The sequence below is a fragment of the Lewinellaceae bacterium genome (assembly GCA_020636135.1).
GTDB lineage: Bacteria > Bacteroidota > Bacteroidia > Chitinophagales > Saprospiraceae > JAGQXC01.
Window position 1 is genome coordinate 794521 of the sequence record JACJYK010000002.1, and the last position, 19049, is coordinate 813569.

The 19049-nt window shown below is 47.1% G+C and carries 31 protein-coding genes; 28 read left to right on the forward strand and 3 right to left on the reverse strand.

The window, feature by feature from the left end; all coding sequences use genetic code 11:
* Nucleotides 1-54: 54 nt before the first annotated feature.
* Nucleotides 55-414 carry a hypothetical protein gene (locus H6570_18425; GenBank protein ID MCB9321262.1) on the reverse strand — a complete coding sequence of 120 codons (360 nt, stop codon included), beginning with the start codon at nt 412-414 and terminating at the stop codon, nt 55-57.
* Between the two features lie 176 nt (nt 415-590).
* Here H6570_18425 and ssb point away from each other — a divergent pair, with 176 nt between their 5' ends.
* The 3 genes from ssb (at nt 591) to H6570_18440 (ending at nt 2818) form a co-directional block, all read left to right on the forward strand.
* Nucleotides 591-935: a single-stranded DNA-binding protein gene (ssb, locus tag H6570_18430; GenBank protein MCB9321263.1), complete on the forward strand. Its 345-nt coding sequence runs from the start codon at nt 591-593 to the stop codon at nt 933-935.
* A gap of 225 nt (nt 936-1160) precedes the next feature.
* On the forward strand, nt 1161-2156 hold the full coding sequence (locus H6570_18435; GenBank protein ID MCB9321264.1) for a trypsin-like peptidase domain-containing protein: 996 nt from the start codon (nt 1161-1163) through the stop codon (nt 2154-2156).
* Between the two features lie 134 nt (nt 2157-2290).
* Nucleotides 2291-2818, forward strand: a complete 528-nt coding sequence (locus tag H6570_18440) for a Smr/MutS family protein (GenBank protein ID MCB9321265.1) — start codon at nt 2291-2293, stop codon at nt 2816-2818.
* Nucleotides 2819-2893: 75 nt separating this feature from the next.
* Here the strand turns inward: H6570_18440 and H6570_18445 are convergent, their stop codons facing one another.
* The gene (locus H6570_18445) at nt 2894-4615 is read right to left on the reverse strand and encodes an amidohydrolase (GenBank protein MCB9321266.1); all 1722 of its coding nucleotides are present in this window, start codon (nt 4613-4615) and stop codon (nt 2894-2896) included.
* 112 nt (nt 4616-4727) lie between these two features.
* Here H6570_18445 and H6570_18450 point away from each other — a divergent pair, with 112 nt between their 5' ends.
* Nucleotides 4728-5717 (forward strand): polyprenyl synthetase family protein, encoded by a 990-nt coding sequence (locus H6570_18450; protein MCB9321267.1) that lies wholly within the window; start codon nt 4728-4730, stop codon nt 5715-5717.
* A 19-nt stretch (nt 5718-5736) separates the two neighbouring features.
* Here the strand turns inward: H6570_18450 and H6570_18455 are convergent, their stop codons facing one another.
* Nucleotides 5737-6204, reverse strand: a complete 468-nt coding sequence (locus H6570_18455; protein ID MCB9321268.1) for a GNAT family N-acetyltransferase — start codon at nt 6202-6204, stop codon at nt 5737-5739.
* 144 nt (nt 6205-6348) lie between these two features.
* Here H6570_18455 and H6570_18460 point away from each other — a divergent pair, with 144 nt between their 5' ends.
* The 24 genes from H6570_18460 (at nt 6349) to rplO (ending at nt 19046) form a co-directional block, all read left to right on the forward strand.
* On the forward strand, nt 6349-6723 hold the full coding sequence (locus H6570_18460; GenBank protein ID MCB9321269.1) for a 30S ribosomal protein S12: 375 nt from the start codon (nt 6349-6351) through the stop codon (nt 6721-6723).
* A 27-nt stretch (nt 6724-6750) separates the two neighbouring features.
* Nucleotides 6751-7218, forward strand: coding sequence for a 30S ribosomal protein S7 (rpsG, locus tag H6570_18465; GenBank protein MCB9321270.1), 468 nt, complete (start codon nt 6751-6753; stop codon nt 7216-7218).
* A gap of 40 nt (nt 7219-7258) precedes the next feature.
* Nucleotides 7259-9394, forward strand: a complete 2136-nt coding sequence (gene fusA, locus H6570_18470) for an elongation factor G (protein MCB9321271.1) — start codon at nt 7259-7261, stop codon at nt 9392-9394.
* Between the two features lie 36 nt (nt 9395-9430).
* The gene (gene rpsJ, locus H6570_18475; protein ID MCB9321272.1) at nt 9431-9739 is read left to right on the forward strand and encodes a 30S ribosomal protein S10; all 309 of its coding nucleotides are present in this window, start codon (nt 9431-9433) and stop codon (nt 9737-9739) included.
* 90 nt (nt 9740-9829) lie between these two features.
* Nucleotides 9830-10453 (forward strand): 50S ribosomal protein L3, encoded by a 624-nt coding sequence (rplC, locus tag H6570_18480; protein ID MCB9321273.1) that lies wholly within the window; start codon nt 9830-9832, stop codon nt 10451-10453.
* 2 nt (nt 10454-10455) lie between these two features.
* Nucleotides 10456-11082, forward strand: a complete 627-nt coding sequence (gene rplD / locus H6570_18485) for a 50S ribosomal protein L4 (GenBank protein ID MCB9321274.1) — start codon at nt 10456-10458, stop codon at nt 11080-11082.
* Nucleotides 11083-11101: 19 nt separating this feature from the next.
* Nucleotides 11102-11398 (forward strand): 50S ribosomal protein L23, encoded by a 297-nt coding sequence (gene rplW / locus H6570_18490; protein ID MCB9321275.1) that lies wholly within the window; start codon nt 11102-11104, stop codon nt 11396-11398.
* Between the two features lie 38 nt (nt 11399-11436).
* Nucleotides 11437-12264 (forward strand): 50S ribosomal protein L2, encoded by an 828-nt coding sequence (gene rplB / locus H6570_18495; protein ID MCB9321276.1) that lies wholly within the window; start codon nt 11437-11439, stop codon nt 12262-12264.
* Nucleotides 12265-12288: 24 nt separating this feature from the next.
* Nucleotides 12289-12558 carry a 30S ribosomal protein S19 gene (gene rpsS / locus H6570_18500; protein MCB9321277.1) on the forward strand — a complete coding sequence of 90 codons (270 nt, stop codon included), beginning with the start codon at nt 12289-12291 and terminating at the stop codon, nt 12556-12558.
* Between the two features lie 34 nt (nt 12559-12592).
* Nucleotides 12593-12982, forward strand: coding sequence for a 50S ribosomal protein L22 (gene rplV / locus H6570_18505; protein ID MCB9321278.1), 390 nt, complete (start codon nt 12593-12595; stop codon nt 12980-12982).
* Nucleotides 12983-13012: 30 nt separating this feature from the next.
* Complete coding sequence (gene rpsC, locus H6570_18510) at nt 13013-13774, forward strand: 30S ribosomal protein S3 (GenBank protein ID MCB9321279.1); 762 nt, start codon at nt 13013-13015, stop codon at nt 13772-13774.
* Between the two features lie 72 nt (nt 13775-13846).
* A complete protein-coding gene (rplP, locus tag H6570_18515; protein ID MCB9321280.1) occupies nt 13847-14266 on the forward strand; it encodes a 50S ribosomal protein L16 in 420 nt (139 codons plus the stop codon).
* A gap of 36 nt (nt 14267-14302) precedes the next feature.
* The gene (gene rpmC / locus H6570_18520) at nt 14303-14533 is read left to right on the forward strand and encodes a 50S ribosomal protein L29 (GenBank protein MCB9321281.1); all 231 of its coding nucleotides are present in this window, start codon (nt 14303-14305) and stop codon (nt 14531-14533) included.
* A gap of 55 nt (nt 14534-14588) precedes the next feature.
* A complete protein-coding gene (rpsQ, locus tag H6570_18525; GenBank protein MCB9321282.1) occupies nt 14589-14846 on the forward strand; it encodes a 30S ribosomal protein S17 in 258 nt (85 codons plus the stop codon).
* A gap of 36 nt (nt 14847-14882) precedes the next feature.
* Nucleotides 14883-15248 carry a 50S ribosomal protein L14 gene (rplN, locus tag H6570_18530; GenBank protein MCB9321283.1) on the forward strand — a complete coding sequence of 122 codons (366 nt, stop codon included), beginning with the start codon at nt 14883-14885 and terminating at the stop codon, nt 15246-15248.
* Nucleotides 15249-15266: 18 nt separating this feature from the next.
* Nucleotides 15267-15608, forward strand: coding sequence for a 50S ribosomal protein L24 (rplX, locus tag H6570_18535; protein ID MCB9321284.1), 342 nt, complete (start codon nt 15267-15269; stop codon nt 15606-15608).
* Complete coding sequence (gene rplE / locus H6570_18540) at nt 15608-16168, forward strand: 50S ribosomal protein L5 (protein ID MCB9321285.1); 561 nt, start codon at nt 15608-15610, stop codon at nt 16166-16168. Before rplX ends, rplE begins: the two co-directional genes overlap by 1 nt.
* Nucleotides 16169-16179: 11 nt before the next feature.
* Nucleotides 16180-16449: a 30S ribosomal protein S14 gene (gene rpsN, locus H6570_18545; GenBank protein MCB9321286.1), complete on the forward strand. Its 270-nt coding sequence runs from the start codon at nt 16180-16182 to the stop codon at nt 16447-16449.
* Between the two features lie 21 nt (nt 16450-16470).
* Nucleotides 16471-16878: a 30S ribosomal protein S8 gene (rpsH, locus tag H6570_18550; GenBank protein ID MCB9321287.1), complete on the forward strand. Its 408-nt coding sequence runs from the start codon at nt 16471-16473 to the stop codon at nt 16876-16878.
* A 19-nt stretch (nt 16879-16897) separates the two neighbouring features.
* A complete protein-coding gene (gene rplF, locus H6570_18555) occupies nt 16898-17452 on the forward strand; it encodes a 50S ribosomal protein L6 (protein MCB9321288.1) in 555 nt (184 codons plus the stop codon).
* A 32-nt stretch (nt 17453-17484) separates the two neighbouring features.
* Nucleotides 17485-17838: a 50S ribosomal protein L18 gene (gene rplR / locus H6570_18560; protein MCB9321289.1), complete on the forward strand. Its 354-nt coding sequence runs from the start codon at nt 17485-17487 to the stop codon at nt 17836-17838.
* 24 nt (nt 17839-17862) lie between these two features.
* A complete protein-coding gene (gene rpsE / locus H6570_18565; GenBank protein ID MCB9321290.1) occupies nt 17863-18381 on the forward strand; it encodes a 30S ribosomal protein S5 in 519 nt (172 codons plus the stop codon).
* 15 nt (nt 18382-18396) lie between these two features.
* Nucleotides 18397-18576, forward strand: coding sequence for a 50S ribosomal protein L30 (rpmD, locus tag H6570_18570; GenBank protein MCB9321291.1), 180 nt, complete (start codon nt 18397-18399; stop codon nt 18574-18576).
* A gap of 23 nt (nt 18577-18599) precedes the next feature.
* A complete protein-coding gene (gene rplO, locus H6570_18575; GenBank protein ID MCB9321292.1) occupies nt 18600-19046 on the forward strand; it encodes a 50S ribosomal protein L15 in 447 nt (148 codons plus the stop codon).
* The last annotated feature ends 3 nt before the right edge of the window (nt 19047-19049 follow it).

The following is a 19049-nucleotide window of genomic DNA, read 5'->3' on the forward strand; positions in this document are numbered from 1 at the left end:
CAACCCGGAAAATGAACCGGAAGGCTAATTAATTCATTAGAAACTCACCTGGGTCTAATCAACATAATCTTGTCGTTCGACCAGCGTGCAGTAATCATCATCCCAAACGACGTATCCCTGATCATAACAGAATGTGTAGGTATGTCCGTTTTTCGTCGTGAACGTATTGGTGTGGTAGGAAAACTTAAATCCCTGATCCAACAGGGTGTTTTTGTGGACACGACTCTTTCCGTTTGGATTTAAAGTCCTTAAAATCTGATGATTTCGTTTCAAGATCTGATTGATACGGCGGATAACGCCGGAGCTATCCTTCTGCTTTTGGTAATGATAAGTAGCCCGGCATTGGTCTGAACAAAATTTTTTATCAGCCCGACCGAAAAATGTGTTGCCGCAGTGAAGACAAGAATTACTCATAATTAGTGGTTATAGCCGTAAGTAAACGTTTGCTAAACGTATAGATACGAATTTAAACGTTTAATAGATGGTATCCAAAATCCAACCGCTTTTACTTTGTTGCTGTCGTTCGACATATGGTAAAACGACTTGTGCGCACAAGGATTTATTAAGTAATCCTGTTAAAAATTTAAGTTATGAATTCCTTACGTAATCAAGTACAATTAATCGGACATCTGGGTCGCGATCCTGAAATGGTAGCATTGAATAATGGTACGAAACTGGTCAAGTGCACCATCGCGACCAATGAAGTATATCGCGATGCCCAGGGAAATTCCAAGGAAAATACCCAATGGCATAATCTGGTCGCCTGGGGACGGACTGCCGAATTGATGACCCAGTTGCTTCGCAAGGGCACGGAGGTGACCATCCAGGGACAACTTCAACACCGGGAATATGAAAAAGATGGTGTCAGGAAGACCTTCACAGAAGTAAAGGTGGACCAGTTCATCAAAAATACCAGAGAGCAAAAGCCTTTCTAATGTTCTTGCCAGGTTCTCCGGCTGCCCTTTGGTCTTACGGGCGGCCGGAATCCTGTTTTAGTTCTTTGAAATCTTGTTTTGCAAAAGTTGGAGATGAGGTCTGCATTCGCCGGAAGCAGAAGACAGGCCTGTCAAAATGGCTCAGACGTGATAGGCAAGATGACATTTTTTCCATATTACGGCATTTGGTATCATTCTCGATGGACTGCTCTCAAATCGCATCCTATGATTTCAACCATTCAATCAGATCTCGCTTCCCATCTTGAATCGTCTCCGGTATCTGGTACCAGGGATCAGGTTTTACTCGACGCTTACTCCAGAACCATCACCGGAGTTGCAGCCAATGCAAGTCCGGCAATTGTACAGTTGATCGTATATAAAAACAAAACCCGAAACCCAGCCACAGGCTCTGGGTTTTTGATCAGCAGCGATGGCCTGCTGGTAACCAATAGTCATGTGGTGAAAGAAGGCGCAAAGATCCAGGTTAATCTGTACGACGGGAGATCGGTTCAGGGAACCTTAATGGGGCAGGACCAGGCCACCGATATTGCGCTGATCCAAATACCAGCTGAAAAAACCGGACACCTCAAATTTGGGAATTCCGATGCCTTGCAGGTGGGTCAGATTGCCATCGCTATGGGCAATCCCTATGGATTTCAATATACCCTCACTGCTGGGGTCGTCAGTGCTTTAGGAAGAACTTTGAGAGCTGAAAACGGTCGGCTGATCGATGATGTGATTCAGACAGATGCCGCCCTGAATCCTGGCAACTCAGGTGGACCCTTACTCGATTCGCAGGGTCAGGTCATTGGCGTCAATACAGCGGTGATCCGCTCTGCCCAGGGATTGGCTTTTGCAGTTTCTTCGAATCTCACCGAATATGTTGTGAGTAGGTTGATCAGGGAAGGCAAAGTCCGGCGGGCCTTTATTGGTATTGCCGGGCAAAACATTCAGCTTCCGGCTCGCCTTACCGCCGCACTCAAGCTCACGCAAACGACAGGAATCTTGGTTCATCAAATTGAAAAGCACCAGCCGGCTGCCTTCAGCGCGATGCTGGAACGCGATGTAATCGTAGCCATGGATGGGGAAGTGATCCGGTCAATTGATGATCTGCACAAGAAACTGGACGAGACCAAAGTAGACCGTATAGTCTGCATTTCTGTTATCCGCAATGGGGTTTTGGAACAAGTTTTTGTTACACCGGGAGAATTGAAAACCTGAATACTGGTAGGATGGGGTTCATGTAGTAGCGACGGAATGTTCATTTGCTGTTTACCCGTCAGAAGCCGTCATCATGGGTATAATAATTTGCAAGCCTCGGTCTTATTTCAAATCACAGTAGTTTATTTTGCAGTATGAGTGTCGATATCAAAACCCTTTGGGTTGGCGATTTGGTGTGGGTGAAATCGTTGCAACAACGCGGGACGGTTCGCGGGCGCCATGGTTCTAACCAGGCAATTGTACAAATCGGTGAAACCAGACTCCATGTAAATGGCAGTGACCTTGAGCTGATACCTGACCAGTCTGACCAATCGATTGACCCTTTTCTTTTGGAACTGACGAAAGAAGTTCCTCGCCGACATCCGGAATGGCTGGATTTTCCACGAAACCTGGACTTGCACCTGGAGGTGTTGAATCCGGAATTGGCACACGCTTCACCATCAAGGGCATTGACTTTTCAGATAGCACAGGCTAAAAAATACCTGGATCAGGCCATCCGCCTGAAGTTACCCAGCGTGGTAATTATCCACGGTAAGGGAACCGGTGTGTTGAAAATGGAACTTGAGCATTTATTGGGCGCATTTCCTGCCATCAGACATTTTCACGCGATCAATGAAGGTGGCGCTCTGGAAATATGGTTTGATCATCATCGAAATTCCTGAAACCATCCAGGATGCATGGATGACAGGTACATCCGGGCCATAACATACTTCAGGAACTGGTCTTACAGTCTAAAGCTATTCCTTTTGATATTTGATCTTGCCGCCAACGATCGTATACAATACTTTGGTGTTTAAAATAGCCTCGTCTGCACAAGTCAATAAGTTGGTATCCAGGATAGTGATATCTGCAAATCGTCCCGGGGTTAAAGAACCTTTCTCATTTTCTTCAAATGCAGCATAAGCATTATTACGGGTATAGGAGATCAATGCTTCTTTTCTGGTCAGACACTGTTCCGGATAAAAGGTGAAACCATTGTCCGCTCGCCTCCGGGTCACGGTAGCGTAATAACTTTGAATGGGATCAACATCTTCCACCGGTGCATCGGTTCCATTGGCAATTATGGCACCAGCATCCCACAGCGATCGCCAGGGATAAGATTCGTATTTGGCTCTGAAAGCACCCAGACGTTTTTCAACAAAGGGCGCATCTGAGGTGCAATGGATACCCTGCATGGCCGCAATAATGCCCAACTGGTGAAAACGGGGAATATCTGCTGTATCGATGTGTTGTGCATGTTCAATACGCCAGCGAAGGTCATGCTGATCCGGATGTGCCTCAAAAGTACGCTGGTACATGTCAATCACCTCCCGGTTTGCACGATCACCTATGGCATGGATGCAATACTGCAGGTTGTTGTCAATACAAAGATTAGCCATTCGCTCGAGGTCCTCAATTTTGGTGGTATTCTGGCCGACAAATCCAGGTTTATCCGCATAGGGGGCCAATAACCAGGCCCCGAAAGAACCCAGAGCGCCGTCAATGTATGCTTTTACAGCCCGAACAGTCAAATAATGCTGACCGCCGATGTTTAATTTGGGATATTGGCCAGCAACATCGGATATGTGGTCGTAACTGTCGTTGATCATCATCCAGAGTCGAAGGTTAAGGTCCTGGTGGTCAGCAAGATTGATAAAATCCTGCAGTTCCGCCACCGTGGTGCCAGCATCTTCAAAGGAGGTTATGCCTTTTCTCAGGCAATCTTCTTCAGCGAGACGAACACTTTTTAACCATTTGGCTGCCTTTTCCTCATCACTGATGCCATCAAGGTATTTTTGATAGGGCTCCTGGAAGAGGGATTGGGCCCGTTCCTCAAACACACCAATGGCTTTGCCGGATGCATCCCGGACGATCTCCCCTCCGTAAGGGTTGGGCGTTTCATCGGAAATGCCGGCCAGGTCCATGGCCTTTTTATTGGCGAATAAAGAATGGCCGCTGGCATGATCCAGCAAGACCGGATTATCCGGAGAGACCTGACTCAGCTGATCGTGATAGGGGTAACCCAGGACACTTTTTTCCAGAGGTTCAGTCCATTTCTCCTGATGCCAGCCCCGCCCGATGATCCAATCACCTGGTTTGGATTTTTGTACCGCCGAATCAACCATGGCTACGATGGCATCCCAGCTTTTAACCTTCAGGAAGTTGAGTTCTATCAGACTGTTACCCAGACCTGAGAAATGACCGTGACCTTCAATGAATCCAGGCATAACAAAAGCACCCTTCACATCCATCACTCTGGTGGAGTCGCCGATCAATGATTGCATGGAACCGGCATCACCCACCGCAATAATGTGATCTCCCTTAACCGCGATGGCCTCCGCCATGGAAAATGTGCTGTCAACCGTAGCAACCTGTGCATGGGTGATCACCAGATCAGCTTTGGTTTCAGCCGGTTGGGAACAGCCCATCAGGGTAGCCAGAATTAAATAGCATGTCGCAGGTATCAGGAACAACCGCATAATTTCAAATTATTTGGCAATGAAAGTACAAAAACGTTACGCTTCCGTAAGGACTAACCTTACTTTTGGACCCGGGTGACGAAATTTGAATTGATCACGAACAGGTTTTTTTATGCTTCCATACTTTGAGGAATTTCGCGAACAGTTTGATCCATTTCTGGAAAAACAGTTTTCCGGTTTGATTCCCGGTACGCTCTATCAGCCTGTACAATACCTGATGAACCTGGGAGGTAAACGACTCAGGCCTTATGCCTTGTGGCTCGCTACCCATTGTTACGATCGTTCCCGGAGGCAAATGGCCATACCGGCAGCCTATGCTTTGGAGTTGTTCCATGCTTTTACCCTGGTGCATGACGATATTATGGATGAAGCTCCACTGAGGCGTGGAAAGGCGACGGTTCACGCTGCGTTTAATACCAATGCCGCCATATTAAGCGGCGATGCCATGATGGTGCATTGTATGGATTATTTGTTGAATGGTTATGTGGATACACTGGCTCTTGGGTTGAGCCGGGAGCTGGCCAGAACGGCAATTGGGGTTTGCCAGGGTCAGCAGATGGACATGGATTATGCCGATCGGCACCAGATTACGGTAGCGGAGTATCTGCAAATGATTGAGGCCAAGACAGCCATATTGTTGGGCTCTGCTTTCCGCATGGGCGCAATGATTGGCGGGGCTGGAGAATCCGACCTGGATGCACTTTACAGGTATGGCAAACAAACCGGCCTGGCATTCCAGATCCAGGACGACTATCTGGATGCCTACGGTGGAGATGCTTTTGGCAAGCAGGAGGGGGGAGATATCCTGCAGAACAAAAAGACCTTCTTATACCTGAAGGGCATCGAATTGTGTCCGCCGGAAAAACTACCGGACTACCTGGATGCCTATAACCGGATGACCACGAACGATTCGGATGCCAGGGAGAAAGTGAACGCAATTAAGTCCTGCTGGGAAGACTGGGGCGTTGCGAAAGCTACCATAAGTTATTTAAGGTCATTGGAAGATTCAGCTTCTGAAGCATTGGATCGTGTCCTTCTCCCGGTGGAGAACACCCAGTTATTACGTGAATTGGGTGATGCGCTGGTTTGGCGGTTGACCTGACGATACTTGATTAATCGGATTAGTTGGGATTGCCGGGACTGGTAAAGAGGATTTTAACGTTCCACCAGTCCGTATCAAAGGTTACATCGTATTTTTTATAAAAGCCAATAGCAGGTTCGTTCCAGTCCAATACCTGCCAGCGCATGAGTTTTACCTCCTGCTTTTTGGCTTCTACAATGACAGCATCAAATAGCTGTTTGCCAATTCCTTTTCCGCGTTGTTCCTCCGTTACGATAAAGTCTTCCAGATGAAGCATTTTTCCTTTCCAGGTGGAGAATGTCATATAGTATAGGGCCATGCCGACGATGATGCCTTCCTGCTCCGCTACCAGCGCGTCAAAGACGGAACGAAAACACTTCTCGTAATCATCGATCGTGACCCAAACCTCCTCTGGCGCTCTCTCATAGTGGGCAAGTTCTTTCACCAACTCCAGGATATGCGGCAAATCTGCCTGCTCTGCATAGCGAATCGTCAGGTTTTCGGCCATATTTCTTCTGATATTTTTTTCAGGGGGCTTTTGTAAACCACAAAATAGTAATATCTTTGCATTCGCTTTTCAAAAAAGGAAGCTAGAATCGACTGAAAGTCAAGTATCTAGAAAAAACTTAACATTTTAAACAAGACGTAGATTATGCCTACGATAAATCAATTGGTTAGAAAAGGCCGCGAACAGGTCATCACAAAGAGCAAGAGCCGGGCTTTAAATGCATGTCCGCAGAAGCGGGGCGTCTGTACTCGTGTATATACCACTACACCTAAAAAGCCTAACTCTGCACTGCGGAAAGTGGCTAAAGTGCGCCTGACCAACCAAATTGAAGTGATTGCTTACATCCCTGGTGAAGGGCATAATCTCCAGGAACACTCCATCGTGTTGATCCGCGGTGGCCGTGTAAAAGACTTGCCTGGTGTTCGTTACACCATCGTGCGTGGCGCCCTGGATACCGCCGGAGTGAACGATCGTAAGAAAAGCCGCTCCAAATACGGAACCAAACGTCCTAAGAAATAATTATTCGATCCTGATCAGTCAGACATCATGAGAAAAAGAAAACCAAAAATTCGCGTTATAGCTCCGGATCCCCGCTACCAGGATCAGATGGTAACCAAGTTTGTCAATAACATTATGCGCCGTGGTAAGAAGAATACGGCCTATAAGTTATTTTATGACTCCATGGAAATCGTTAAGTCCCGTTCCAATGATAACGAACACGAGATCTGGCAGAGAGCATTGAGCAATGTAACGCCACAGGTTGAAGTACGGAGCCGCCGGATTGGAGGTGCTACATTCCAGATTCCAACGGAAATCCATCCAAGCCGGAAACTTTCCATTGGTATGAAATGGCTGATCAAGTTTGCTTCCCAGCGCAGTGGCAAAGGAATGGCAGAAAAATTGGCTGCAGAAGTTATTGCTGCAGCAAAAGGGGAAGGAGCTGCGGTTAAGAAGAAAGAAGATACACACCGTATGGCTGAAGCCAACAAAGCATTTGCTCATTTTAAAGTTTAATCTCTTTAGTATTTAATACCAGAATAAGTAGCACACCGCCATGTCTAAAAAACTTGCATTCACCCGGAATATTGGTATCGCCGCCCACATCGACGCGGGTAAGACGACTACCACCGAGCGCATTCTCTATTATACCGGTCTGACCCATAAGATCGGAGAGGTACACGAAGGCGCCGCTACCATGGACCACATGGAGCAGGAGCAAGAGCGGGGTATTACCATTACCTCTGCTGCAACCAAGGTGTCCTGGAAATACAAAGAGGAACCCTATACCATCAACATCATCGACACTCCGGGTCACGTTGACTTCACCGTGGAGGTTGAGCGCTCACTGCGTGTACTCGACGGTGCTGTAGCCCTATTCTGTGCTGTATCCGGTGTGGAGCCACAATCGGAAACAGTTTGGCGTCAGGCCGACCGTTATAAAGTCCCTCGTCTTGCTTTTGTGAATAAAATGGACCGTGCCGGTGCCGATTTCTTCGAAGTTGTAACGGACATTCGGGAGAAACTCGGAGCTAACGCGATTCCAATGCAGGTTCCCATTGGTTCTGAAGAAACTTTCCGTGGAGTGATCGACCTGGTATTGAACCAGGCCATCATCTGGAATGAAGAAGACCAGGGTATGACCTATAAAGTGATACCCATTCCTGCCGATCTGCAAAGCACGGTTGATGAATATCGTGAAAAATTGTTGGAAGCAGTTGCCTCGTACGACGAGAGCCTGATGGAAAAATATTTCGATGATCCGAATTCAATTACTGAAGCCGAGATCAAGAAAGCCATCCGTATGGCAGTTATCGATATGAGCATTACTCCGGTATTTTGCGGAACTGCTTTTAAAAATAAGGGTGTTCAGGCCGTTTTGGATGCCGTCTGTGCTTATCTGCCGGCCCCTACGGACGTTGAAGCCATCCGCGGCATCAATCCGGATACCGAAAAAGAAGAAATACGTAAGCCAAATGTGGATGAACCATTTTCAGCTTTGGCTTTTAAGATTACGACTGACCCCTATGTAGGAAAACTCTGTTTCTTACGCGTTTATTCTGGCACACTGGATGCCGGGTCGTATGTACTGAATACCCGGACTGGTGCAAAAGAGCGGATCTCCCGCTTGTATCAGATGCATGCCAACAAGCAAAATCCGATCGACAAGGTTGAAGCCGGGGATATTGCTGCCGCCGTAGGATTCAAAGATATACGTACCGGTGATACCTTATGTGTATTGGATCATCCCATCGTGCTGGAATCCATGAGTTTCCCTGAGCCGGTGATCGGTGTGGCCATTGAGCCGAAAACCCAAAAAGATCTGGATAAACTGGGTATGGCTTTGGCCAAATTGGCTGAAGAAGACCCAACTTTCCGTGTTCGCTACGATGACGAAACCAATCAAACCGTGATCTCCGGTATGGGTGAATTGCACCTGGAAATCATCGTGGACCGTCTTCGTCGTGAATTCAAAGTAGAATGTAACCAGGGAGCTCCCCAGGTGAACTATAAAGAAGCTCTTACCACAAAAGTAGAACACCGCGAACGTCTGAAAAAACAGACCGGTGGATCCGGTTTGTTTGCAGATATTGCCTTTGAAATCGGCCCTGCAGATCAGGAATTCCTGGATTCGGAAGATTTCAAAGCTGGTAAGGTAAGAATGCAATTTGTCAACAACATCGTTGGTGGTTCTATTCCAAGAGAACTGATCCCATCGGTGGTCAAAGGTTTCAATGCCTGCATGGACAATGGACCGCTGGCAGGTTATGGCCTGGATAGCATGAAAGTACGGATCTTCGACGGTTCGACCCACCCGGTTGACTCCAAGCCGATTGCTTTCGAACTTTGTGCTAAAGAAGGTTACCGCGCCGCAGCTGGCAAAACCAGTCCGGTCATCCTGGAGCCGATCATGAAACTTGAAGTGGTTTGTCCTGAAGAATATACCGGATCTGTAATCGGTGACCTGAACCGTCGCCGCGGTCTGCCGAAAGGACAGGAAACACGTGCCGGAGGCGCAATTGCCATCCAGGCTGACGTGCCACTTTCCGAAATGTTCGGTTATGTAACACAATTGAGAACAATAACTTCCGGTAGAGCTAGTTCTACCATGGAGTTTTCACACTTCGCACCCGTACCCAAGAGCATCGCAGATGATGTGATCGAGAAGGCAAAAGGTGCAGTAAAGGTTTGATTTTAGTATTTGTAGAGATATTTCATAAACTGGGTTATGAATCAAAAAATTCGCATTAAACTTCGTTCTTACGACCACAATCTGGTTGATAAATCAACGGAGAAGATCGTGAAGACGGTGCGTTCGAGTGGAGCGGTGGTTACCGGTCCGATTCCTCTGCCCACGGATAAGGAAATATTCACAGTTTTGCGCTCTCCGCATGTGAATAAGAAATCCCGTGAGCAGTTTCAACTCCGCACGCACAAGCGTCTTATCGAGATTTATACACCTACACCCAAGACGGTAGACGCTTTGTCCAAACTAGAACTGCCATCCGGTGTAGATATTCAGGTTAAGCTGACTTAACCGTACCGAACGTAGGGATTTTTAGATGCATACGTGGCTATGGGCTTGTAAGCATCTGTTATTCAGTCAATAATTGAAAAACATTTTACCGTGAACGGAATAATCGGTCGTAAAATCGGTATGACCAGCATCTATGACACCGCCGGCAAAAACGTCGCCTGTACGATAGTCGAGGCAGGACCTAATGTGGTGTCCCAGGTCAAAACCGAAGACTCAGAAGGTTATAATGCCTTACAGTTGGCATTTGGTGAGCGTAAAGCTAAAAACACACCTAATCCGATGATTGGGCATTTCGAAAAAGCCAGCACCACACCGAAATCCTATGTAAGGGAATTCCGCAATCATCCCTTGCAAAAAGAATTGGGTGAGACCATTACGGTTTCCGAAGTTCTGAATGAAGGAGATAAAGTAAGTGCGGTTGGTACCAGCAAAGGTAAGGGCTTTCAGGGTGTTGTCAAACGGCATGGCTTTAGCGGTGTCGGTCAGCGTACCCACGGTCAGCACAACCGTGAAAGAGCACCGGGTTCCATCGGCGCTTCTTCGTATCCTTCAAAGGTTGTTAAAGGAATGCGGATGGCCGGCCGGATGGGCGGTGACTCCGTTAAAATGCGCAACCTCAGAGTAGTGAAAATATTCCCTGAGCAGAATATCGTCCTGATCAAAGGCGCCATTCCTGGTCATAAGGGCTCATTCGTAATCATCGAAAAGAAATAGCCATGAAAGTAGATGTGCTCAGCATAAAAGGTGAGAAGACGGGCAAGACCGTGGAACTTCCCGGCGAGATCTTTGGGATTGAACCCAATGAGCATGCCGTTTACCTTTCAGTAAAACAATACCTGGCTAATCAACGCCAGGGTACGCATAAAGCAAAAGAGCGTAGTGACATCTCCGGTAGTACCCGTAAGCTTAAGAAGCAGAAGGGAACCGGTACCGCACGCGCAGGTTCCATCAAGAACATTGAGTTTCGTGGTGGGCCACGGGCATTCGGACCTCGTCCCCGTACCTATGGCATCCAGCTGAATAAAAAAGTAAAATCACTGGCCCGCAGATCCGCGTTATCTGCAAAGGCTGCTGCCGGTCAGGTATTTGTCATCGAGGATTTTACGTTCGATGCACCAAAGACGAACGAATACGTTAATATCCTGCGCAATCTCAAAGTAGATGCTCAGAAATCAATCCTTGTGACCAACGAGCATGACAACGTATTGTACCGGTCAAGCCGCAATGTTCCCCACTCCATGGTGGTTGTTGCCGGCGACCTGAATGCTTACGACGTATTGAATGCTGATCAGCTGGTTTTTGTAGAAAGTTCCATCAACACCATTAAGCAACTGTTTGCTTAAGCCGCAAAAGGATTAAATCATGGGAAAACAAATCATCATCAAACCGATCATTTCCGAAAAAGCTGAAAAACTTTCGGAAAAACGTGGACACTACACGTTCATGGTGGATCGGGGAGCTAACAAAGTTGAGATCCGCAAGGAAGTTGAGAAGATCTACAATGTCAATGTAGATTCAGTAAACACCCTCGTGGTACCAGGAAAATCCAAGCGCCGGAACACCCGGGGTGGCATGGTTCAGGGCAGAAAACCTGCCTATAAGAAAGCAATCATCACCTTGGTCGCAGGCGAGGAGATCGATTTCTTCGGAGATATTTAAATCTGAATTCGCATCATAATATTTAAAAGCAATTAGAGATGCCAGTTAAAAAGTTTAATCCAATCACACCAGGAACACGTTTCCGTGTCGGTAATGCCTTTGTCGAAGTATCGACAGACAAGCCGGAGAAAAGCCTGGTGAAAGGGATTACCTCTACCGGTGGCCGTAACCGGACCGGTAAAATGACCGTGCGTAATGTCGGAGGAGGCCATAAAAAACGTTATCGCGCCATTGATTTTAAGCGGAATAAGGACGGCATTCCAGCGACGGTTAAGTCCATCGAATACGATCCGAACCGCAGTGCTTATATCGCCTTATTGGCTTATGCAGATGGCGAGAAAAGATACATCCTGGCTCCTGATAAGCTTGCCGTAGGAAATGTATTGCTTTCAGGCAAAGATGCCGGACCGCAAATCGGAAATGCCATGTTCCTTTCAGACATTCCATTGGGTTCTGAAATTCATGCTATCGAGTTGTATCCGGGTAAAGGGGCTTCTCTGGCACGCAGCGCAGGCACGTACGGTGTATTGATGGGACGGGAAGACCGTTATGCAGTGATCAAACTACCCTCCGGAGAAGTGCGTCGTATCCTGTTGACCTGCAGAGCGACTTACGGAAAGACTTCCAATCCGGATCATGGATTGCAGGTGTACGGTAAAGCAGGTCGCAAACGTTGGGTAGGTAAACGTCCTCGTGTACGGGGTGTAGCCATGAACCCGGTAGATCACCCGATGGGTGGTGGTGAAGGGCGTGCTTCAGGAGGACACCCAAGATCAAGAACCGGTATTATGGCTAAAGGTGAAAAGACCAGATCACCTCATAAGCATTCGGATCGTCTGATCATATCCAAGAGAAAAACTAAATAAATAGCTTAAGATAAAGTAGTAGTCATGGCTCGTTCTGTAAAAAAAGGACCATACGTTTTCAACAAATTGCTGAAGAAAGTAGAGCTGACCAGATCATCCGGTAAGAAATCGGTGATCAAAACCTGGTCCCGGGCCTCTATGATCATCCCGGATATGGTAGGTCTTACCATCGCCGTCCATAACGGCAAGACCTTCGTACCGGTATTTGTAACCGAAAACATGGTGGGGCACAAACTGGGAGAGTTTGCACCCACCCGGACATTCCGCGGTCACTCTGGTAACCGTAAGAAATAAGCTTATTTCCTATTAATATTGAATAGTAGCAAGCATGGAAGCTGTAGCGAAACTGAAAAATTGCCCAATGTCCGCACGGAAAATGCGGATGGTGGTGGATACCATTCGGGGAAAACGCGTTGAAGACGCCTTGAATATCCTCAAATTCACCAATCGGGAAGCAGCCGTTTGGGTTGAGAAAGTATTGTTGTCCGCCATCGCCAACTGGGAGAACAAATCCGGGTCCCTGAGTGCAGAGGATTACAAATTGATTGTTTCCCGTGCCCTGGTGGATGATGGTATGATCCTGAAGCGGTTCCGTCCGGCTCCTCATGGCCGTGCGCACCGGATTCGTAAGCGGACCAATCACATCACGCTGGCTGTAGCTAATAAAGTGGCTATCAATGCGGATATGTTGCCGGGAGCACATGATGAAGAAGAATAATCATATAGAAAAACATTATAATTCCAACTAATGGGACAAAAGACAAATCCAGTAGGCAATCGTTTAGGCATCATCCGGGGATGGGAATCCAACTGGTATGGTGGTCGCGATATGGCTGAAAAAGTAGTGGAAGACCAGAAAATACGCAATTACCTGGACGCTCGTATCCAGAAAGGCGGTATCGCCCGGGTTATCATCGAGCGTACCCTGAAGCGTGTTACGGTTACCATCCATACGTCTCGTCCAGGTATCATCATCGGAAAGGGTGGATCCGAAGTGGATCAGATCCGTGAAGAGTTGAAGAAGCTGACTGGTAAAGATGTCCAGATAAATATCATTGAAATCCGTAAGCCTGAATTGGATGCAGCTATCGTTGCTGAATCCATTGCCAAGCAGATCGAATCGCGGATAAATTATCGCCGTGCCATCAAAATGGCGATCCAGTCTACGATGCGTGCCGGTGCTGAGGGTATCAAGATCCGCATCTCAGGTCGTCTGAATGGTGCAGAAATGGCCCGGTCGGAAGAATACAAAGACGGCCGTACACCGTTGCATACTTTCCGTGCCGATATTGATTATTCACTGAAAGAAGCTCAAACGGTTTACGGTAAGATCGGAATCAAGTGCTGGATCTGTAAGGGTGAAGTACTGGGCAAGAGGGATTTGTCCCCCAATGCAGGCCTGGCTACCTCACCACAACAGCGCGGTGGCGGAGGAGATCGTGACAGAGACCGTGACCGCGATCGCGATCGTGGACGCGGAGGTCGTAAAAGAAATCCGAAGCGCGGTTAGAATGTTACATTAATTTCTAGTACCTTTGCCGAACTTTTGCAAAAAGAATAGTAATCTCTAAAAATATAGATCATGTTACAGCCCAAAAGAATGAAATATCGCAAGCTACAGAAAGGAGGTATCCGAGCTGTTGCGAAAAGAGGAACGACGATTGCATTCGGTTCTTTTGGACTTAAGACATTGGATGGAGGCCGGTTAACCAGCCGTCAGATCGAATCTGCACGTATCGCCATGACCCGTCATATGAAAAGGGAAGGTAACGTCTGGATTCGCATTTTCCCGGACAAGCCGATAACCAAAAAGCCTCAGGAAGTGCGGATGGGTAAAGGTAAAGGTCCGCTTGACCACTACGTAGCAGTGATTGAACCAGGTCGCATATTGTTCGAGCTGGATGGGGTTCCGGAGGACGTGGCACGTGAGGCATTGCGCCTGGCAGCACAGAAACTTCCGGTCCTTACGAAGACAGTTGTACGCAGAGATTTTGAAGAATAAAAAGCATACAGAGGTATCATATAAAATCATCAGACCATGCCTAGTAAGAAATATTTGCAATTGCAAGACTTCTCTGATCAGGATTTAGCCACAGAACTGGCTGATACAGAGGTGCAATTTCAAAAATTGCGATTCGATCATACGATCAAAGGATTGGATAATCCTTTGCGCCTGCGCGAAATCCGTCGTGATGTCGCCCGTATCAAGACCGAAATGCGTCGTCGTGAATTAGCAGCATTGTCTAATGATACGCCTGGCCGCAGTTAACAGAAAACGAACAGTTATTATACACAAATATTTAAAGTACGCTAAGTAAGATCATATGTCACATACCAAACAGCGGAAAACCCGGGTAGGCGTAGTCACCAGCGATAAAATGGATAAATCGGTGACGGTATCCATCGTTCGTCGTTTGCAGCACCCGATCTATGGCAAATACGTCATGCATACCAAAAAATTCATGGCCCATGATGAAAAGAATGATTGCCATGTAGGAGATACCGTGCGTATCATGGAAACTCGTCCGCTGAGCAGACTGAAGCGTTGGCGTGTAGTCGAGATCGTAGAACGTGCTAAGTAATTGTTTTTGCGAATATTATATTAATCGGAATTAGCGATGATCCAGCAAGAATCAAGATTAAAAGTAGCAGACAATAGCGGTGCCAAAGAAGTATTGTGCATCCGTGTCCTGGGAGGTTCAAAACGCCGCTATGCCTCAATCGGGGATAAAATTGTGGTGTCCGTGAAATCTGCCAGCCCAGGCGGGATAAAGAAGGGAACGGTATCCAAAGCTGTTGTCGTGCGTACCAAAAAGGAGATCCGTCGCAAGGATGGTTCTTACATCCGTTTCGATGATAACGCGGTCGTGCTGCTGAATGCAGCCGATGAACCCCGGGGTACCCGTATCTTCGGTCCGGTAGCCCGTGAGTTGCGCGAACGTGATTTCATGCGTATCGTTTCCCTTGCACCTGAAGTATTATAATTTATAAAGATTGGGACCATGCCAAAGAAAATAAACAGTCATATCACCCAAAAGCTCCACATTCGCAAAGGCGATACCGTCCTGGTGAATTCTGGAGCCTATAAGGGAACAAAAGGGGAAGTTTTACAGGTATTTCCCAAAAAATATACTGCCATTGTAGACGGAGTGAACGCGGCGAAAAAACACATGAAGCCTACCAACGACAATCCGGGTGGTATCCATGAAATCAATCGTCCGATCCATTTATCCAATCTTTCGGTTCTGGACCCTAAATCCGGTGAACCCACGCGGGTTGGACGGAAAATGGTCGGTGATAAAATGGTCCGTTATTCTAAAAAATCTGGTGAAATAATTAAGTGATGAGCTATCAACCCAGACTTAAAACATTATACCGCGAGGAAATCGTAAAAAAACTGATGGATCAGTTTCAATACAAATCCATCATGCAGGTACCTCGTCTGATCAAAATCAGCATCAACCAGGGGGTAGGTGTTGCAACCCAGGACAAGAAACTGGTGGACGTCGCGATCGATGAAATGACAACCATTGCCGGTCAGAAAGCAGTGGTTACGAAAGCCAAGAAATCCGTGTCCAACTTTAAGTTGCGTGAAAACATGCCGATTGGTGCACGGGTCACCCTGCGTCACGACCGCATGTTTGAATTCCTGGATCGCCTGGTCACAGTTGCCCTGCCTCGTGTAAGGGACTTTCAGGGAATCAGCGACAAAAGCTTTGACGGTAATGGAAACTATACCCTCGGCGTAACGGAACAGATCATTTTTCCGGAGATCGACCTGGATAAAGTAAACCGTATCGCCGGTATGGACATAACCATTGTCACCAGCGCAAAAACCGATAAAGAAGCTCTAGAATTGCTTAAATACCTAGGATTACCATTTAAAAATCAACAACGCAATTAACCAAATTCGTTATGTCAAAAAAATCTATCATAGCTCGTCAGCAAAAGCGTGAACGCATGGTGGCAAAGTATGCCGCTCTGCGTAACAAACTGAAAGAAGAAGGACGTTGGGACGAATTGGATCAATTGCCACGTAACGGATCCTCAGTCCGGTTGAAAAACCGTTGCAAACTGACCGGTAGACCTAAAGGGTACATTCGCCGGTTTGGACTTTGTCGTGTCCAGTTTCGGGATATGGCTTTGGACGGAAAGATCCCTGGTGTAACGAAAGCAAGTTGGTAATCCAGTTAAATTATTGAAACAATGGCAGTAACAGATCCTATAGCAGATTATTTGACGCGGATTCGCAATGCGCAGCAAGCCGGTCACCGGATCGTAGAGATCCCGGCAAGTAATATGAAAAAACACATTACGGAAATCCTGTACGATCAGGGTTATATCCTGAAATACATGTTTGACGGTGAACCTGGCAAGAAAGGGGAAGTCATCAAAATCGCCCTTAAATACGATCCGGCAACCAAATTGCCTGTGATTCGCAATCTGCAACGCATCTCCCGGCCTGGTCTGCGTAAATATTCCAGCGCAACGGACTTGCCTCGAATCATCAATGGATTGGGGATCGCAATAGTATCGACCTCCAAAGGGTTGATGACCAGTAAGCAGGCGAAGGCGCTCAACATGGGCGGTGAATTGATTTGTTACGTTTATTAATAGTATAAAAACAACCATCATGTCAAGGATAGGAAAAGCAATTGTTACCATACCAGCCGGAGTGACTGTCGATGTCGCCAAAAACAACCTGGTTACGGTAAAAGGACCGAAAGGAACGCTTTCCCAGAAAATTGATGTTGATCTGCAAGTCGAGTTGGACGGGAATGAACTTAGTGTGAAACGGCCAACGAACCAAAAGAGACATCGTGAGGTGCACGGATTGACCCGCGCCCTTATTGCCAACATGGTTAAAGGCGTTTCCGATGGATTCACCAAAAACCTGGAGTTGGTAGGGGTCGGATACCGGGCAGCCAATACCGGTAATTTGATCGAATTTGCAGTCGGTTATTCTCACCCGATCTACTTCTATGTGCCGGATGAACTGAAAGTGGAAACAGCCACTGAAAAAGGTAAGGCACCGGTGATCAAATTGAGTGGACCGGATAAACAATTATTGGGTCAGGTAGCAGCTAAGATCCGTTCTTACCGTAAACCGGAACCATACAAAGGAAAAGGTATCAAATTCTCGGATGAGATCATCCGTCGTAAAGCTGGTAAGACAGCTGGTAAATAATTTTTGATCAGATAGTAAAGAGTCTTTAAACGATGAAATTCTCTAAAGCAAATCGTCGTCGCAAAATACACTACGGCATCCGCAACAAGATCAGCGGTACTTCAAGTCGCCCGCGCTTATCGGTCTACCGAAGCAATCGTTTTATCTATTGCCAGATCGTAGATGACCTGGCAGGGGTAACATTGGCATCTGCTTCGTCCCGGGAAGAGAATATCTCCCAGAATGGCAACAAAGCCGACCAGGCTAAACTTGTCGGTAAGTTGATCGGTGAACGTGCAAAGCAACACGACATTGAATCCATCGTCTTCGACCGTGGCGGGTATCTGTATCACGGCAGAGTAAAAGCATTAGCTGACGGCGCAAGAGAAGCCGGCCTGAAATTTTAATACATCTAAGAAAGAATTCCAATCATGGCAAAAGTTGTAATGGAACGCGTCAGACCGACGGATACAGAACTGAAAGAAAAGCTGGTGAACCTGAACCGGGTTGCAAAGGTGACCAAGGGTGGACGTACCTTTAGCTTTTCCGCCGTTGTTGTGGTCGGTGATGGCAACGGTATCGTTGGTCACGGCTTGGGTAAAGCCCGTGACGTTTCTGAGGCGATCTCCAAAGCGGTGGATGATGCTAAGAAAAACCTGATCAAAGTGCCCATCCACAAAGGAACCATACCCCATGCTCAAAATGGGAAATATGGTGCCGGACGGGTATTGATAAAGCCTGCTTCGGATGGTACCGGAGTTATCGCTGGTGGTGCCATGCGTGCCGTATTGGAAATTGCCGGGGTACACAACGTATTGGCAAAGTCCCATGGTTCTTCTAACCCACACAACGTGGTTAAGGCAACCATTGACGCGCTAACCCGTCTGCGTAATCCGATGTCTATCGCCAAACAGCGTAGCATCAAAGTTGAGAAATTGTTTAACGGATAATATAAATTTCAAGTGATGGCCAAAGTACGCATCACCCAGGTAAAAAGTGGTATCGACCGGTCTAACCGGCAAAAGGCAACCCTCCACGCACTCGGTTTGCGCAAAATGCATCAAAGTGTAGAACACGAAGCTACACCGCAGATCAAGGGGATGGTAGACCGTGTTAAGCATTTAGTTAATGTAGAAGAGCTTTAATCAAGCCGGCAAAATTTGTAAACATGAACTTGCATTCACTTAAACCAAGTCAGGGAGCTGTAAAAAAGCGTAAGCGCATAGCCCGTGGTCCCGGATCTGGACACGGAGGTACAGCAACCCGTGGACATAAAGGTGCTAAATCCCGCTCAGGCTTTAAAAGCAAACGGCATTTTGAAGGTGGCCAGATGCCGATTCAGATGCGTTTGCCTAAAAGAGGTTTCAAAAACCCTAACCGGGTGGAATATAAAGCCATCAGTCTGAGCCAATTGGACAGCTGGGCAGAAAAATACGGAGTGACCGTCTTCGACGAAGCATTCTACCAGGCGCACAATGTCTATAAGAAAACCGAATTGATCAAAATTCTGGCCGACGGTGAACCTTCCAAAGCGTTTACTGTCTCAGCTCATGCATTTTCCGCTACCGCTAAGGCTGCTATTGAAGCTAAAGGTGGAAGTGTTCAAGCATTATAATCG

Bases quoted from the DNA above. Each gene is read 5' to 3' on its own strand.
- H6570_18425 (MCB9321262.1), bottom strand. From the start codon at position 414: ATGAGTAATTCTTGTCTTCACTGCGGCAACACATTTTTCGGTCGGGCT.
- ssb (MCB9321263.1), top strand. From the start codon at position 591: ATGAATTCCTTACGTAATCAAGTACAATTAATCGGACATCTGGGTCGC.
- H6570_18435 (MCB9321264.1), top strand. From the start codon at position 1,161: ATGATTTCAACCATTCAATCAGATCTCGCTTCCCATCTTGAATCGTCT.
- H6570_18440 (MCB9321265.1), top strand. From the start codon at position 2,291: ATGAGTGTCGATATCAAAACCCTTTGGGTTGGCGATTTGGTGTGGGTG.
- H6570_18445 (MCB9321266.1), bottom strand. From the start codon at position 4,615: ATGCGGTTGTTCCTGATACCTGCGACATGCTATTTAATTCTGGCTACC.
- H6570_18450 (MCB9321267.1), top strand. From the start codon at position 4,728: ATGCTTCCATACTTTGAGGAATTTCGCGAACAGTTTGATCCATTTCTG.
- H6570_18455 (MCB9321268.1), bottom strand. From the start codon at position 6,204: ATGGCCGAAAACCTGACGATTCGCTATGCAGAGCAGGCAGATTTGCCG.
- H6570_18460 (MCB9321269.1), top strand. From the start codon at position 6,349: ATGCCTACGATAAATCAATTGGTTAGAAAAGGCCGCGAACAGGTCATC.
- rpsG (MCB9321270.1), top strand. From the start codon at position 6,751: ATGAGAAAAAGAAAACCAAAAATTCGCGTTATAGCTCCGGATCCCCGC.
- fusA (MCB9321271.1), top strand. From the start codon at position 7,259: ATGTCTAAAAAACTTGCATTCACCCGGAATATTGGTATCGCCGCCCAC.
- rpsJ (MCB9321272.1), top strand. From the start codon at position 9,431: ATGAATCAAAAAATTCGCATTAAACTTCGTTCTTACGACCACAATCTG.
- rplD (MCB9321274.1), top strand. From the start codon at position 10,456: ATGAAAGTAGATGTGCTCAGCATAAAAGGTGAGAAGACGGGCAAGACC.
- rplW (MCB9321275.1), top strand. From the start codon at position 11,102: ATGGGAAAACAAATCATCATCAAACCGATCATTTCCGAAAAAGCTGAA.
- rplB (MCB9321276.1), top strand. From the start codon at position 11,437: ATGCCAGTTAAAAAGTTTAATCCAATCACACCAGGAACACGTTTCCGT.
- rpsS (MCB9321277.1), top strand. From the start codon at position 12,289: ATGGCTCGTTCTGTAAAAAAAGGACCATACGTTTTCAACAAATTGCTG.
- rplV (MCB9321278.1), top strand. From the start codon at position 12,593: ATGGAAGCTGTAGCGAAACTGAAAAATTGCCCAATGTCCGCACGGAAA.
- rpsC (MCB9321279.1), top strand. From the start codon at position 13,013: ATGGGACAAAAGACAAATCCAGTAGGCAATCGTTTAGGCATCATCCGG.
- rplP (MCB9321280.1), top strand. From the start codon at position 13,847: ATGTTACAGCCCAAAAGAATGAAATATCGCAAGCTACAGAAAGGAGGT.
- rpmC (MCB9321281.1), top strand. From the start codon at position 14,303: ATGCCTAGTAAGAAATATTTGCAATTGCAAGACTTCTCTGATCAGGAT.
- rpsQ (MCB9321282.1), top strand. From the start codon at position 14,589: ATGTCACATACCAAACAGCGGAAAACCCGGGTAGGCGTAGTCACCAGC.
- rplN (MCB9321283.1), top strand. From the start codon at position 14,883: ATGATCCAGCAAGAATCAAGATTAAAAGTAGCAGACAATAGCGGTGCC.
- rplX (MCB9321284.1), top strand. From the start codon at position 15,267: ATGCCAAAGAAAATAAACAGTCATATCACCCAAAAGCTCCACATTCGC.
- rplE (MCB9321285.1), top strand. From the start codon at position 15,608: ATGAGCTATCAACCCAGACTTAAAACATTATACCGCGAGGAAATCGTA.
- rpsN (MCB9321286.1), top strand. From the start codon at position 16,180: ATGTCAAAAAAATCTATCATAGCTCGTCAGCAAAAGCGTGAACGCATG.
- rpsH (MCB9321287.1), top strand. From the start codon at position 16,471: ATGGCAGTAACAGATCCTATAGCAGATTATTTGACGCGGATTCGCAAT.
- rplF (MCB9321288.1), top strand. From the start codon at position 16,898: ATGTCAAGGATAGGAAAAGCAATTGTTACCATACCAGCCGGAGTGACT.
- rplR (MCB9321289.1), top strand. From the start codon at position 17,485: ATGAAATTCTCTAAAGCAAATCGTCGTCGCAAAATACACTACGGCATC.
- rpsE (MCB9321290.1), top strand. From the start codon at position 17,863: ATGGCAAAAGTTGTAATGGAACGCGTCAGACCGACGGATACAGAACTG.
- rpmD (MCB9321291.1), top strand. From the start codon at position 18,397: ATGGCCAAAGTACGCATCACCCAGGTAAAAAGTGGTATCGACCGGTCT.
- rplO (MCB9321292.1), top strand. From the start codon at position 18,600: ATGAACTTGCATTCACTTAAACCAAGTCAGGGAGCTGTAAAAAAGCGT.